The following is a 14384-nucleotide window of genomic DNA, read 5'->3' as shown; positions in this document are numbered from 1 at the left end:
AATCGCGCGGCATCGCCGTATAGGGCGGCTCATGAAACTCAGCGATTTTGATTTCCACCTGCCCGAAGAGCTGATCGCGACCCGACCCGCCAGCCCGCGCTCGTCCGCGCGGATGTTGGTAGCCGAGGGGGACCGGATCAGCGACGCCCATGCCCATGACCTGCCCGGCTGGCTGCGCCCCGGCGACCGGCTGGTGTTGAACGACACGCGGGTGATCCCGGCGCGTCTTAGCGGGCTGCGCCATCGCGACAGCGCACAAGGCCCGGTCTCGGCCCGGATCGAGGCGACCCTGTTGGAGCCGCGCGCCGATGGCGGCTGGTCGGCATTGGTGAAGCCACTGAAGAAGGTCAAGCAGGGCGAAGAGATCAGATTCTCGGACGCGCTGAGCGCCACGCTTGCTGTGGTCGAGGACGGTCAGGCGGTGCTGCGCTTCAACCTGACGGGCGAGGATTTCGATGCGGCACTGGCTGAGGCGGGCGCGATGCCGCTGCCGCCCTACATCGCCAGCAAACGCCCGGCGGATGCGCGCGACAAGACCGATTATCAGACTGTCTGGGCCCGCCATTCCGGCGCGGTTGCCGCCCCTACCGCCTCGCTGCATTTTGACGATGCGCTGTTGGCGGCCCTTGCTGGGCGCGGCATCGAGTTTAGCCATGTGACCCTGCATGTGGGTGCGGGCACCTTCCTGCCGGTCAAGGTCGAGGATGTGACCACCCACAAGATGCATGCCGAATGGGGCCGGGTCAGCCCGCAGGCCGCCGCAGAGATTGCTGAGACCAAACGCAATGGCGGTCGGGTTATCCCGGTCGGCACCACCGCGCTGCGCCTGATCGAAAGTGCGGCGCGCGGCGGAGACATCGCACCCTGGGAGGGGGAGACCGACATCTTCATCTATCCCGGCTTTGACTTCCGGGTCACTGATGCGCTGATGACCAATTTCCACCTGCCCAAATCGACCCTGCTGATGCTGGTTTCGGCCCTGGTCGGGCAGGATCGCGCCCGCGCGATCTATGATCATGCGATAACCCAGCGCTACCGGTTCTTCTCTTACGGGGATTCCTCGCTGCTGATCCCCTGAGCAAGGGCCGGAACCGACAGGTGAATTGTCGTAGACAAACGCGTCCGCGCCGCGCAGAGATGGCAGCGTGATCGCGAGACTGGCCGTATAATTGGAGGCTGCGGATGCTTCAGGTTCTTTCCAGCGCTTGGGCGCTTTTGCTGGGCATGGGCCTGCTGATGGTGGGCAACGGGCTTCAGGGCACGCTGCTGGGGGTGCGGGGCGAGCTGGAGGGGTTCTCGACGCTCGAGATGTCCTTTGTGATGTCCGCCTACTTCCTGGGCTTCCTTGGCGGGTCGCGCCTGGCGCCCGAGATGATCCGCCGGGTCGGGCATGTGCGGGTCTTTGCGGCACTGGCCTCGTTCATCTCGGCGGTGATGATCATGTATCCGCTGATGACCAACCCGGTGGCCTGGGTGCTGGGCCGCGTGGTGATCGGGTTCTGTTTCTCGGGCGTGTATGTGACGGCCGAAAGCTGGCTGAACAACGCCGCTGACAATGAAAACCGGGGCAAGGCGCTGTCGCTTTACATGATCGTGCAGATGACGGGCATCGTCACCGCACAGGCGCTGATGCTGGTGGGCGGACCGGAAGGCTACCAATCCTTCGTCATCGCCTCGATCCTCGTCTCGATCTCGTTCGCGCCGATCCTGCTGTCGATCTCGCCGACACCGGCCTTTGACACTGCCAAACCGATGAGCCTGCGCCAGATCCGCCAGATCTCGCCGCTGGGATGCGTGGGCATGTTCCTGCTGGGCGGCGCGTTTTCGGCGCAGTTCGGCATGTCCGCCGTCTATGGCTCTGTCGCCGGGCTGTCATTGACGCAGATTTCGATCTTTGTGGCGACCTTCTATATTGCGGCCCTGTTGGTGCAATACCCGCTGGGCTGGCTGTCGGACCGGATGGACCGGCGGCGGCTGATCTTTCTTGTTGCCGGGGGCGGCGCGGGTGGTGCCGTGCTTGCCATGCTGTTGGGTAGCCATTTCGCCATTCTGCTGCTGGCGGCTTTCGTGATCGGTGGCATGTCGAACCCGCTCTATTCGCTGCTGCTGGCGCATACCAACGACTTTCTGGACCATGACGACATGGCGGCGGCCTCGGGCGGGCTGGTGTTCATCAACGGCCTCGGCGCGATTGCCGGTCCGCTGATCACCGGTTGGCTGATGAGCGATCAGGTCTTCGGCCCGCCGGGTTTCTTCCTGTTCATCGCGGTGCTGCTGATCGCACTGGCGCTTTATGCTGCCTTCCGGATGACCCAGCGTGCCGCTGTGCCGGTCGAGGAAACCGGGACCATGTCGCCGATGGGTCCGATAGCGACTCAGGTGGCGATGGAGGTCGCCCAAGAGGTGGCAATCGAGGCCGAATTGGAGGAACAGGAGGCCGATCAACCGGCCTGATTGCCCCGAATGTCCGGCACCAGCGGCGACAATGCGCGATCCGGATCACGCATTGTTTCACTTTTTCGGGCGGTTATGCCGGAATGTCACAGTGCAATTTGGAAACAATCGCGCGCGCCGGACGGTCTGTTACCGCAAACCGTTCATAAAAATGTTAATAACTTCACATTCAGGGTGAAAATTTGTGCATTTCCCCGGAAACAATCGCAACAGTCAGGCCTTGTTGCAATTCGTGACTGTATCGGGGCTGCAAAAAAAGTGTTACTCTGCATATGCCTTTGGGGGGCTAACGAAAGGTGGAGTGAGGACATGGTAGGTCCTGAAGAAGTACTGAGTTTTTGGTTAGACGAAATCGGTGAAGACGGGTGGTACCGACAAGACGAGGCGCTGGATCAGCAGATTCGCGAAAAGTTCTTGTCCGCCTGGGAGGCAGCATGTGAAGGGCGCTTTGCCCTTTGGCTGACATATCCCAGCGGCGCGCTTGCATACATTATCCTGATGGATCAGTTCCCGCGGAACATGTTCCGGGGCGAGGGACGGGCATTTGCCTCGGACCGTGCCGCCCTGGCAGCAGCGAAATGCGCGGTGGACAAGGGTTGGGATATGCGGATCGACGAACCCGCACGGCAGTTTTTCTACCTGCCGATGATGCATTCGGAAAGCCTCTGTGATCAGGAGCGCTGCGTGCGTCTTCTGTGTCAGCGGATGCCCGAAACGGGTGCGGCGAACATGTTGCACGCGCAGGCGCATCGCCAGATCATCCGACAGTTTGGCCGGTTTCCTTACCGCAACGAAGCGCTGAGCCGCGAGACGACGCCGCAGGAAATGGCGTTTGTGTCCAGTGGCGGGTATGGCGCAACCGTTCGCGAATTGCAGTCCGCCGCCGTCTAAGACGGCGCCGGGACGCAACCGCGCAAGGCGGCCAGCCGCGTGGCGACGGCATCTGCTGTCGCTGTAATGGCCTCGTCCAGCAACTGGCCGGGCCTGTCGGACAGATCATCGATTCGCATTTGCGCTTCGCTGAGTTGCACGCTCAGCGCATCCAGCTGGGACTGGATCTCGGCCAATTGTGGCAGATCGTTCAGCGACGTCTCTTTGTCGAGCGCATCCAGATCGCCCCGCAATCCTTCAAGCTGCGCCACGACCTCCTGCATCCCGGTGCGCACGGGGGTCATCGCCTGCACGGTCTTCTCAACCGTGTCGGCGATCTGGTTTGCACCGTCGACGGTCTTCCATGCCAGAAACAGGCACAGCGCCAGCAGGATCAGCGTTGCGTTGAGCAGCGCCAGCACAAGATCTTTCAGTGTTTTCGCCATCTTTCAGGGGCCTCCGGCAAGGTCGCGGTGCAATGGGTGTGGCCGCGTTCTAGCCAGCATCAGAGGATGCGTATAGGGTGATGTCCAGCGGATATCCGCAACTTAACCCCGCGACGCATTTTCTTTCCCCAAGGGTTGTTGATGCGCCGCGAAAACTAGTTTAATGCTAAACTAAATTTCACGGACCGGCGCCGAGAGGGAAACATGGCTGCACAATCCTATGATCTGATCGTAATCGGCTCGGGCCCGGGCGGCTATGTGGCCGCCATTCGGGCCGCGCAACTGGGGCTCAAGACCTGCGTGGTCGAGCGCGAGCATCTGGGCGGCATCTGCCTGAACTGGGGCTGCATCCCGACCAAGGCGCTGCTGCGCAGTTCCGAAGTGTTCCACCTGATGGAGCGCGCCAAGGAGTTCGGCCTGTCCGCAGGCAAGGTCGGCTATGATCTGGACGCGGTCGTGCAGCGATCCCGCGGCGTGGCCAACCAGCTTAGCGGGGGCATCGGGCACCTGCTGAAAAAGAACAAGGTGACGGTTGTCATGGGCGAAGGGACGATCCCCGCCAAAGGCCGCGTCAGCGTCAAGACCGACAAGGGAACCGAAGAACTCACCGCCAGGAACATCATCGTCGCCACCGGCGCGCGGGCGCGTGAATTGCCGGGGCTTGAGGCTGATGGCGATCTGGTCTGGACCTACAAGCACGCGCTGCTGCCGCCGCATATGCCCAAGAAGCTGCTGGTCATCGGCTCGGGCGCGATCGGCATCGAATTTGCCAGTTTCTACAACACGCTCGGTGCGAATACGACAGTGGTCGAAGTGATGGACCGGGTGTTGCCGGTCGAAGATGCCGAGATCAGCGCTTTCGCCAAAAAGGCCTTTGAGAAGCAGGGCATGAAGATCATGGAGAAATCCATGGTCAAGCAGCTGGACCGCGCCAAAGGCAAGGTCACCGCGCATATCGAGGCCGGCGGCAAGGTGGCGAAACACGAGTTCGACACCGTGATCTCTGCCGTGGGCATTGTCGGCAATGTCGAGGGGCTTGGCCTTGAGGCGTTGGGCGTCAAGATCGACCGCACCCATGTCATCACCGATGAATTCTGCCGCACCGGTGTGGATGGGCTCTATGCCATCGGTGATATCGCGGGTGCGCCCTGGCTGGCGCATAAGGCCTCTCATGAGGGCGTGATGGTTGCCGAACTGATTGCAGGCAAACACGCGCACGCCGTGAAGCCAGAAAGCATCGCGGGCTGCACCTATTGCCAGCCGCAGGTGGCCAGCGTCGGCTATTCCGAGGCCAAGGCCAAGGAACTGGGATACGACATCAAGGTGGGCCGCTTCCCCTTCATCGGCAATGGCAAGGCGATCGCGTTGGGCGAGCCCCAGGGGCTGATCAAGACTGTGTTCGACGCCAAGACCGGAGAGCTTCTGGGCGCGCATATGATCGGTGCCGAAGTGACCGAGCTGATCCAGGGCTATGTGGTGGGCCGCCAGTTGGAAACCACCGAAGAGGACCTGATGCAGACCGTCTTCCCGCATCCGACGCTCAGCGAGATGATGCATGAAAGCGTGCTGGACGCCTATGGCAAAGTCATTCACATGTAAGCCGTGGTCTTGATGAAAAAAAACAGCCGGGCAGGGGGTCGCCCGGCTTTGTTCCCACGGCTGGACTGTCGCTGCCATCTCGTCAACTTCTGTGTTCGGCAATCCCCGTGAACCGCTCGCCCCTACCCGAGGGTGCTATTGACCTCGTACCGGTTGTGCTTGGTGCGGGGTCTTCTCATTTCTGGGCGTTCCACCCAGATTTGAGCTAAAGGCGACCAGGTTTCAATGTTCCCCGATTAGCAGGAACAGCGTGAATAGTAGCCCGGTCGCGGATTTCACCTATGCCGTGAAGCTAGGTCGTGCCGTTTTTCATCAAGCACAGATTGGAATATCGCTGTTAGCTCTGACTTCTTTAACAAGGGTGGCCTGTCGCATTTGGTCGATGAGGCGTCATCCGTATCACTTGAAACCGGAGTTCGACCCGGTTCCGCTGCCTTAAAGCGGTTGAGAAATGATTTGATTTGCATCTTCAGATTCCTTCAACATCAGGGCTTTCAAATTTGCCGCTGTGGATCTTGTCCGAACCCTGAGGGAGAGGGCTCAAGGACCTTCAATCCGTGAGTGGCGATCCACAGCGACAACCTGCATCTAGAAGAAGAGTTGGTTGTCGTAAGGGGGAAGAAGCCGGTGTTTTGCGTCACTTTTTGACCGGGCAGTCAAAAAATCGATGCATAGCTTACCTTTACGTCAATATACATCGTGAACTGCGGCTGCGATGAGACGTAACGTCAGAAAGGAAAACGGCATAACTACTGCCATTTTTGCGTCTGTCCGCGTTGGGAGATTGACGAGAATCTGATGCGGTCGGAACTGACACCGACCCAGATGGCCGAGCATCTTGCGTAGCGGAAAGCGCTTTGGGAGGCACGTAGGATTTCGGAGCAACTGGTTCCAAAACCTCTGGGAGGGAGGCCAGAGGGCTTCGCAACCGACACAACCAGGAAGGTTGAGCGCCAAGGTGCGCGCGAACTGGTTGAGCAATCTCTATATTAAGGACAGGGAAGTTTCGGGGGGCAGGTCACATGTAGGAGACTGCAGGCAGGCTAAGGGTTCCCACCATGTATGACCGCCAGCACATCATGAAAGGCGTATGAGGAGAGTCTTCGGGCTGGACCTTGTGCGGGACGCCTGTTTAAGTCGCGGCGAAATCGACGGAACGCGATGTCCAGCCTGAACAGAATTGTAATGAATCGGTCCAGTCGCCAGCTGATCCGGAACCTGCAGCCCGAGCGGCTGGAGGTGGCCGAGATATCCGGCAAATGGGGGCGGCAATTCCCGTTTCGCTCCTATGACAGCTTTCGCTATCCGGCGCATGACATCTGCGCCGGTCCGGTTCTGGATCCTGCCGGACAGCCGCGCCAGTTCGATCTGGTGCTGGCCAATCAGGTCTGGGAACATCTGGACCGCCCCTATGAGGCGACGCTGAACGTGATCGAGATGCTCAGGCCGGGAGGGCATTTCTGGCTGGCGGTGCCCTTCTTCATTCCGTTTCACGCCGCCCCTCAAGACAACTCGCGCTGGTCGGCAAACGGGTTGCGCAACCTGCTGATCGAATGCGGTTTCGCAGAGCAGGAAATCGAGGCGCATCAATGGGGCAACCGTCGGGCAGCGCTGCGCAATCTGGAGCCCGACTGGCCGCCCCGATACGACCCTGACCGGGACAGTCTGGACAATGATCCGGACTTCCCGATCTGCGCCTGGGCGCTGGCCCGAAAGACATCTCGTGACGATTGAGCGGACCCGTTGGGGGTTGATCCTGCTGATCTGGCTGGCCGGGCTGGGCGCGGCGGCGCAATATGGTAAGATCAGCGTGGTCTTCTACCGGATGGAGGCGCTTTATCCGGGGGCCGGTCCATGGCTGGGATTCACCGTGTCGATGGTCGCGGTTCTGGGTATCCTCTTTGGCATTCTCGCCGGGGCGGTGGTTGCGGCCATCGGATTTCGCCGGGCGCTGGTTGGTGCGCTCTGGATCGGGGCGGGTATGTCGGGGCTGCAGGCGCTGGAGCTGTCCTTCGGGCTGTTTCTGCTCAGCCGCGCCATCGAAGGCCTGTCGCATCTGGGGCTGGTGGTGGCCGCGCCCACGCTGATCGCGCAGATCAGCGCCGAGCGGCACCGGGGCGCGGCGATGACGCTGTGGGGGACGTTCTTTGGCGTCTCCTTCACGCTGCTGGCCTGGTTCGGGTTGCCTTTGGTGGATCATTACGGGGTGCGGGGGCTTTTTGCGGCGCACGCCCTGATCATGGCGGCGCTGGCCCTGATCCTGCATCGGGCCTTGCGCAGCGTGCCTGCGCTGCCGCGGCAAGAGATGCCACGCCTCGCCGCGCTGCCCGGGTTGCATATGACCATCTACCGCTCACCCTGGATGAGCGCACCGGCCGCGGGCTGGCTGTTCTACACCGCCTGTTTCGTGTCGATCCTGACCGTTATCCCACCCTTCATCGCGCCGGAATGGCGCGGTTTTGTCGTGGGCGCGATGCCACTGGCCAGCATCCTGTCGTCGATGAGTATCGGCGTGCTGCTTCTGCGCTATCTGCGGGCGGTGCAGGTGGTCCAACTGGGCTTTGGGCTCAGCGCATTGGCCATGCTCTGGCTCTGGGCCATGCCCGGCGACCCCGCCGCCTGTCTGGTGCTGGCGGCCTCGATGGGGTTGATCCAGGGCGCAAGTTTTGCCGCCATCCCGCAACTGAACAGCACCGTGGTCGACCGGGCCTATGCCCAGGGTGCGCTGGCCCAGACCGGCAATCTGGGCAATGGCATTGGCACACCGCTGATGGTGGCCTTGCTGACGCTCTCGGGCTATTGGGCCATGGCGGGCGCGGTCACGTTGCTGCTCCTGTCCGGCCTGCTGGTGCATCTATTCTTGGCGCGCCTGCGTGCCGCTGGGTGATGTTCCCGTAACGTTCTTATTTTTTTGTTGGAGACTCACACGCGGTTCACTATGTGTTAACCGGTGAACCGAGGGCATCATGGCTGAGCTGAAAAACATCGAGGTGCGCGGCGCGCGCGAGCATAATCTCAAGAGTATCGACGTGGACATTCCGCGCGATCAGTTTGTGGTGATCACCGGGCTTTCTGGTTCGGGGAAATCCTCGCTGGCGTTTGATACGATCTATGCCGAAGGGCAGCGGCGTTACGTGGAATCGCTCAGCGCTTATGCCCGTCAATTCCTTGATATGATGGAAAAACCGGATGTGGACCATATCAGTGGTCTGTCCCCGGCGATCTCGATCGAGCAGAAGACGACGTCGAAAAACCCACGCTCCACCGTGGGCACCGTGACCGAGATCTACGACTATATGCGGCTGCTGTTTGCCCGCGCGGGCACGCCCTACAGCCCTGCAACCGGCCTGCCCATCGAGGCGCAGCAGGTGCAGGACATGGTTGATCGCATCATGACCATGGAGGAGGGCACACGCGGCTATCTGCTGGCCCCCATCGTGCGCGACCGCAAGGGCGAGTACAAAAAAGAGTTTCTGGAACTGCGCAAGCAGGGGTTTCAGCGCGTGAAAGTTGATGGCGAATTCTACGAGTTGGACGAGCCGCCGACGCTGGACAAGAAGTTCCGCCACGATATCGACGTGGTGGTCGACCGGCTGGTGGTCCGCGAGGGCATGGAAACCCGGTTGGCCGACAGCCTGCGCACCGCGCTTGATCTGGCCGACGGCATTGCGGTGCTTGAGACGGCTCCGCGGGCGGGATCAGCGGGCAAAGAAGAATCGGGCGAGGCGGAACGGATCACCTTTTCCGAGAACTTCGCCTGCCCGGTCAGCGGCTTCACCATCCCCGAGATCGAACCGCGGATGTTCTCCTTCAATGCGCCTTTTGGGGCCTGTCCCGAGTGTGACGGGCTGGGGGTGGAACTGTTCTTTGACGAACGCCTCGTGGTGCCGGATCAGGGGCTGAAAGTCTACGACGGCGCGCTGGCCCCCTGGCGCAAGGGCAAATCACCCTATTTCCTGCAGACCATCGAGGCCATCGCGCGTCATTACGAGTTCGACAAGAACGCCAAATGGAAGGACCTGCCAGCCCATGTGCAGCAGGTCTTCCTCTATGGGTCCGGCGACGACGAAATCCCGTTCCGCTATGACGAGGGCGGGCGGGTCTATCAGGTCACGCGGGTGTTCGAGGGGGTGATCCCCAACATGGAACGCCGCTATCGCGAGACGGATTCGAACTGGATCCGCGAAGAATTCGAGCGCTACCAGAACAACCGTCCCTGCGGCACCTGCGAGGGCTACCGGCTGCGCCCCGAGGCCTTGGCGGTGAAGATCGCGGGCCTGCATGTGGGGCAGGTGGTGCAGATGTCGATCCGTCAGGCGCTGGCCTGGATTGAGGACGTGCCGAACCACCTGAGCCAGCAAAAGCAAGAGATCGCCCGTGCCATCGTCAAGGAAATCCGCGAACGGCTGGGATTCCTGAATAACGTGGGATTGGAGTACCTTACACTGTCCCGTTCAAGTGGCACCTTGAGCGGCGGCGAGAGCCAGCGAATCCGGCTGGCCAGCCAGATCGGCTCGGGGCTGACGGGTGTGCTTTATGTGCTCGACGAACCCTCGATCGGGTTGCATCAGCGCGACAATGACCGGCTGCTGGGCACGCTCAAGAACCTGCGCGATCAGGGCAATACGGTGATTTTGGTCGAACATGACGAAGAGGCCATTCGCGCGGCTGATTACGTCTTTGATATCGGTCCCGGTGCCGGGGTGCATGGCGGGCAGGTGGTCAGTCATGGCACGCCGGATGTGGTTGCCGGTGATGCAAGCTCGATCACCGGGCAATACCTGTCCGGCACCCGAGAGATTGCGGTGCCCGCCAAGCGGCGCAAGGGCAACAAGAAAAAGGTCAAGGTGGTCAATGCCACCGGCAACAACCTCAAAAACGTCACCGCTGAATTCCCGCTGGCCAAGTTTGTCTGCGTCAGCGGCGTGTCGGGCGGGGGCAAATCGACGCTCACGATCGAGACGCTGTTCAAGACCGCCTCGATGCGGCTGAACGGCGCGCGCCAGACGCCCGCGCCCTGCGAGACCATCAAGGGGCTGGAACATCTGGACAAGGTGATCGACATTGACCAACGGCCCATCGGGCGGACTCCACGTTCCAATCCAGCGACTTACACCGGGGCCTTCACCCCGATCCGCGACTGGTTCGCCGGCCTGCCCGAGGCCAAGACGCGCGGCTACAAGCCGGGGCGGTTCAGCTTCAACGTCAAGGGTGGGCGCTGCGAGGCCTGTCAGGGCGACGGGGTCATCAAGATCGAGATGCATTTCCTGCCCGACGTTTATGTGACCTGCGAAACCTGCAAGGGCGCGCGCTATAACCGCGAAACCTTGGAGATCAAGTTCAAGGGCAAGAGTATCGCCGATGTTCTGGATATGACGGTGGAAGATGCGCAGGATTTCTTCAAGGCGGTGCCCTCGATCCGCGACAAGATGGATGCGCTGGCGCGCGTTGGTCTGGGCTATATCAAGGTCGGCCAGCAGGCGACCACGCTCTCGGGCGGCGAGGCACAGCGGGTGAAACTGTCGAAGGAACTCAGCAAGCGCTCAACCGGCCGCACGCTTTACATCCTCGATGAGCCCACCACGGGGCTGCATTTCGAAGATGTCCGCAAGCTGTTGGAAGTGCTGCATGAACTGGTCGATCAGGGCAACACGGTTGTGGTGATCGAACATAATCTCGATGTCATCAAAACCGCCGACTGGATCATTGATATCGGCCCCGAAGGCGGTGATGGCGGGGGTGAGATCGTGGCCACGGGCACGCCCGAACAGGTCGTCGCAGAACCGCGCAGCCATACCGGGCATTATCTGAAAGACATGCTCAACCCGGAACGTGTCGCGGCAGAGTAGCGCTTAGTGAAGGAAACACAGATGCGCCTCATTGTTGTCTAATTTCTGCTACAGGCAGGTTTCAATTTCAGAAACAATTAGGCGATTCAGGGTAGCGTTATGTCTGCATATGCGAAGGATATTCAACTGATCGAGGCCAAGGGTCAGACTGATCTGACAAAGAATTTGGCCGCTGCGTCCAGGGCCTCGGGTCGAAACCCGATTGCGATTGGTCTGGATTATCTCAAATTTCGCCGCGGGCGGGGCAAGCTCAAGTTTCGGGAATATCTGCAATACGGATTGTATGATATTGCAAAATGGGATGATGCGGATCGAAAAAGGTTCCTGTCCGCCTATATCCACTGGCCACTTGTGAACCAATGCAATGACATTAGGTGGTGGTCGGTGAGCGAGGATAAGTTCGTGTCAGCCGCGTTGCTTAGTCAGTGTGGCGTGGCGACACCGCAGAATGTCGCCATTTTCGACCGCAGCAATCGACTTTATCCCAAACTCTCAAAACTCACCTGTGCCAACGACATCAAGGCATTCTTTGCAACCTGCTCCGATTTTCCGCTCTTTGCAAAAAACATGGACGGTATGTGGAGCGCGGGCGCGTTTCGAATCTCGGGCTGTACCGACACGCATGTCCTGATAGATGGTCAGGAACCGGTGACCTACGCGCAGTTGTTCGATGACGTTTTCGGTGACCAGACCTATTTGCTGCAACGTTGCCTGAGACCGCATTCCTTCTTTGAGGGGATCACCGAAAGCACCGCAACCGTTCGCTGCTTGAACCTCATCAACGACGATGGGCTGTCGGTTCCATTTACTTTGCTCAAATTGCCGATGTCAGGAAATGTTGCGGACAACTTCTGGAGGTCTGGAAATGTCCTGTGCGAACTCAAACCAGACACCGGTGAGATTTGTTCGATTGTCACCCAAAATGACGGAATATTGCAGCGCCACGACGCGTTACCGAATTCGGAACGCATTCTGATGGGCGAATGCCTGCCTGACTGGCAAGCTCTGCGGGAACTGAACGAAACCGTTGCCCTGCTTCATAGCGCGAACCGCTTTGGCTCTACAGATATTGCGCTTACCGACACCGGCCCGGTTGTCGTCGAGGTCAACAATGGTTGCGCGTTTGAACTGGTTCAAGTTGCCACCGGCAAGGGGTTCCTGACCGACGAAATTCTTGCGTTCTTCGAAGGTTGCAACGTCAAGTTCTGAAACGCTCAGGTGCCGCGCAGAGCGTGGGAGGGGGAGTCATCTACGCCCCCGTTGCACAAACCTGGGCAGCATGGCCGAGAAATCGCGACCCATGCCGTCTTCGGCCTCGACGAACTGCTCGTAGAGAGCGGTTGCCGCTTGGCCCAAAGGTGTGTCGGCATCGGCGCTTTCGGCGGCCTGCTGGCTCAGGCGCAGGTCCTTGAGCATCAACTCGGCGGCAAAACCGGGCTGATAGTCATTGTCCGAGGGCGATTGCGGGCCAACACCGGGCGCGGGGCAATAGGCGTTCATCGTCCAGCTATACCCCGAGGACGTGCTGACCACGTCGAACATCTTTTGCCGGTCGAGCCCCAGCTTGTCAGCCAGCGCAAAGGCCTCGCAGGTGGCGATCATGGTGACGCCCAGGATCATGTTGTTGCAGATCTTGGCCGCCTGACCCGCGCCTGCCTCGCCGCAATGCACGGCCTTCTGGCCCATGATCTCAAATAGCGGTGCCGCCTTGGCAAAGGCATCGTCCGAGCCACCTGCCATGAAGGTCAGCGTTCCGGCGCTGGCGCCGCCGACACCACCCGAGACCGGCGCATCGACAAAGAGCAGCCCGGTCTGCGTGGCCTGATCCGCCACGTCGCGGGCGCTGTCCACATCAACGGTCGAGCAATCGACAAGGGTTGCGCCGGGTTCCATTACGGGCAGGACCTCGGCGGCCACCGCGCGCAGGATCGCGCCATTGGGCAACATGGTGATCACCACATCGGCCCCGGTGGCGGCGGCTGTGGCGCTCTCGACCATCGTGACACCCGCGACCGCGACCGCGGCGGTGTCGAACCCGTGCAGATCATGCCCGGCTCCGGCGAGGTTGGCCGCCATGGGCGCGCCCATGTTGCCCAATCCGATAAATCCGATCCTCATGTGGTTTCCTCCTCGAATGTGAGCGGCTCTTGCGCCAAAGGCAGCAGCATCTGCGACACTGCCTGTTCCGGGACCACCATGTCAGCATATTGCCAGTGCGGGTTGCGGTCCTTGTCGATGATCTGGGCGCGGATGCCTTCCAGAAAGTCGCCATACTCCATCGCGCGTGCGGTAAAGCGGTATTCCAGTTCCAGAGCCCTGCGGATGCTGGGCGCATGTCCGCGCAACTGGTGGAGAATCTCGATACCGCAGGCCATCGACAGAGGCGAATGGCGGGACATGGCCCTCAGCGCGCGCTGTGCCAATTCACTGTCCTGCGTGTGCAGATGAGTCAGGATATCATCCAGCGTGTCGCCGTCGAAGAGTTGGTCGATCTCGGGCTCCTGACCACGCAGATCTCCAACCGGGGCAGGGCGCGCATGGGTTTCAACATGCGTCGCATCGCCCGAACTTTCGAGCATTTCGATCAGATCGCCCCATTGATCCTGCGGGATATAGTGATCGGCAAACCCGACCAGAATAGCGTCATCCGGCCCCATCCGATGCGCGGTAACCGCCAGATACTCGCCCAGCCGCCCCGGCGCCTGCGCCAGCATCAGCGAGCCGCCCACATCCGGCACCAGTCCGATGCCGACCTCGGGCATCGAAATGCGCGAACTGTCGCAGACCACCCGATGCGAGCCGTGACAGCCGATGCCGACCCCGCCGCCCATGGTGAAGCCTTGCAGGAAGCTCACCACCGGTTTGGGGTATTCATGGATCAGTGCGTTCAGGCGATACTCATCGCGCCAGAAGCGGCGGCCATAGTGATAATCGCCCCTGGTGCCGGTCTCATACAACTCGGCGATATCGCCGCCCGCGCAAAACGCCTTGTCGCCCGTCGCATCCAGGATCACCAGATCGACCGCATCATCCTCGCGCCAATTGCGCATCGCCGTGTCGATGCCGAGGCACATCTCATAGGTCATCGCATTCAGCGCCTGCGGGCGGGTCAGGGTGATCCGGCCCGCGCGACCGGTGGTGCGGATATAAATATCGGCCATGGTCC

Annotated in this window: 11 protein-coding genes; 8 read left to right on the top strand and 3 right to left on the bottom strand. The window is 60.7% G+C overall.

Features of this window, described 5'->3' with window-relative positions; all coding sequences use genetic code 11:
* Nucleotides 1-31: 31 nt before the first annotated feature.
* The 3 genes from queA (at nucleotide 32) to M3P21_RS05985 (ending at nucleotide 3345) form a co-directional block, all read left to right on the top strand.
* Nucleotides 32-1078, top strand: coding sequence for a tRNA preQ1(34) S-adenosylmethionine ribosyltransferase-isomerase QueA (gene queA, locus M3P21_RS05995; protein ID WP_249707688.1), 1047 nt, complete (start codon nucleotides 32-34; stop codon nucleotides 1076-1078).
* 104 nt (nucleotides 1079-1182) lie between these two features.
* Nucleotides 1183-2454: an MFS transporter gene (locus M3P21_RS05990; protein ID WP_249707686.1), complete on the top strand. Its 1272-nt coding sequence runs from the start codon at nucleotides 1183-1185 to the stop codon at nucleotides 2452-2454.
* 309 nt (nucleotides 2455-2763) lie between these two features.
* Nucleotides 2764-3345 carry a DUF924 family protein gene (locus M3P21_RS05985; RefSeq protein ID WP_249707757.1) on the top strand — a complete coding sequence of 194 codons (582 nt, stop codon included), beginning with the start codon at nucleotides 2764-2766 and terminating at the stop codon, nucleotides 3343-3345.
* On the opposite strand, the gene M3P21_RS05980 is transcribed toward M3P21_RS05985, so the two are convergent.
* The gene (locus M3P21_RS05980; protein WP_249707685.1) at nucleotides 3342-3770 is read right to left on the bottom strand and encodes a hypothetical protein; all 429 of its coding nucleotides are present in this window, start codon (nucleotides 3768-3770) and stop codon (nucleotides 3342-3344) included. The two genes, M3P21_RS05985 and M3P21_RS05980, sit on opposite strands and share 4 nt — an antisense overlap.
* 204 nt (nucleotides 3771-3974) lie before the next feature.
* Between M3P21_RS05980 and lpdA the strand changes: the two genes are divergently transcribed.
* The 5 genes from lpdA to M3P21_RS05955 all read left to right on the top strand — a co-directional run bounded on the left by lpdA (nucleotide 3975) and on the right by M3P21_RS05955 (nucleotide 12427).
* Nucleotides 3975-5369, top strand: a complete 1395-nt coding sequence (lpdA, locus tag M3P21_RS05975; RefSeq protein ID WP_249707684.1) for a dihydrolipoyl dehydrogenase — start codon at nucleotides 3975-3977, stop codon at nucleotides 5367-5369.
* 1185 nt (nucleotides 5370-6554) lie between these two features.
* Complete coding sequence (locus tag M3P21_RS05970; RefSeq protein WP_249707683.1) at nucleotides 6555-7103, top strand: class I SAM-dependent methyltransferase; 549 nt, start codon at nucleotides 6555-6557, stop codon at nucleotides 7101-7103.
* Nucleotides 7093-8256 carry an MFS transporter gene (locus M3P21_RS05965; RefSeq protein ID WP_249707682.1) on the top strand — a complete coding sequence of 388 codons (1164 nt, stop codon included), beginning with the start codon at nucleotides 7093-7095 and terminating at the stop codon, nucleotides 8254-8256. Before M3P21_RS05970 ends, M3P21_RS05965 begins: the two co-directional genes overlap by 11 nt.
* Nucleotides 8257-8335: 79 nt before the next feature.
* Nucleotides 8336-11218 (top strand): excinuclease ABC subunit UvrA, encoded by a 2883-nt coding sequence (gene uvrA / locus M3P21_RS05960; protein ID WP_249707681.1) that lies wholly within the window; start codon nucleotides 8336-8338, stop codon nucleotides 11216-11218.
* A gap of 99 nt (nucleotides 11219-11317) precedes the next feature.
* A complete protein-coding gene (locus M3P21_RS05955; protein ID WP_249707680.1) occupies nucleotides 11318-12427 on the top strand; it encodes a sugar-transfer associated ATP-grasp domain-containing protein in 1110 nt (369 codons plus the stop codon).
* A gap of 36 nt (nucleotides 12428-12463) precedes the next feature.
* Here M3P21_RS05955 and mmsB read toward each other — a convergent pair whose 3' ends face one another.
* Nucleotides 12464-13336, bottom strand: a complete 873-nt coding sequence (gene mmsB / locus M3P21_RS05950) for a 3-hydroxyisobutyrate dehydrogenase (RefSeq protein WP_249707679.1) — start codon at nucleotides 13334-13336, stop codon at nucleotides 12464-12466.
* Nucleotides 13333-14379 (bottom strand): enoyl-CoA hydratase/isomerase family protein, encoded by a 1047-nt coding sequence (locus M3P21_RS05945; protein ID WP_249707678.1) that lies wholly within the window; start codon nucleotides 14377-14379, stop codon nucleotides 13333-13335. Before M3P21_RS05945 ends, mmsB begins: the two co-directional genes overlap by 4 nt.
* Between the last annotated feature and the right edge of the window lie 5 nt (nucleotides 14380-14384).

It is taken from the genome of Ruegeria spongiae (assembly GCF_023502395.1).
In the GTDB taxonomy this organism is placed as follows: Bacteria; Pseudomonadota; Alphaproteobacteria; order Rhodobacterales; family Rhodobacteraceae; genus Ruegeria_C; species Ruegeria_C spongiae.
This window is presented reverse-complemented; position numbering and strand designations above follow the sequence as displayed.

Coding starts and splice junctions, on each gene's coding strand:
- queA (WP_249707688.1), top strand. CDS start 32: ATGAAACTCAGCGATTTTGATTTCCACCTGCCCGAAGAGCTGATCGCG.
- M3P21_RS05990 (WP_249707686.1), top strand. CDS start 1,183: ATGCTTCAGGTTCTTTCCAGCGCTTGGGCGCTTTTGCTGGGCATGGGC.
- M3P21_RS05985 (WP_249707757.1), top strand. CDS start 2,764: ATGGTAGGTCCTGAAGAAGTACTGAGTTTTTGGTTAGACGAAATCGGT.
- M3P21_RS05980 (WP_249707685.1), bottom strand. CDS start 3,770: ATGGCGAAAACACTGAAAGATCTTGTGCTGGCGCTGCTCAACGCAACG.
- lpdA (WP_249707684.1), top strand. CDS start 3,975: ATGGCTGCACAATCCTATGATCTGATCGTAATCGGCTCGGGCCCGGGC.
- M3P21_RS05970 (WP_249707683.1), top strand. CDS start 6,555: ATGAATCGGTCCAGTCGCCAGCTGATCCGGAACCTGCAGCCCGAGCGG.
- uvrA (WP_249707681.1), top strand. CDS start 8,336: ATGGCTGAGCTGAAAAACATCGAGGTGCGCGGCGCGCGCGAGCATAAT.
- M3P21_RS05955 (WP_249707680.1), top strand. CDS start 11,318: ATGTCTGCATATGCGAAGGATATTCAACTGATCGAGGCCAAGGGTCAG.
- mmsB (WP_249707679.1), bottom strand. CDS start 13,336: ATGAGGATCGGATTTATCGGATTGGGCAACATGGGCGCGCCCATGGCG.
- M3P21_RS05945 (WP_249707678.1), bottom strand. CDS start 14,379: ATGGCCGATATTTATATCCGCACCACCGGTCGCGCGGGCCGGATCACC.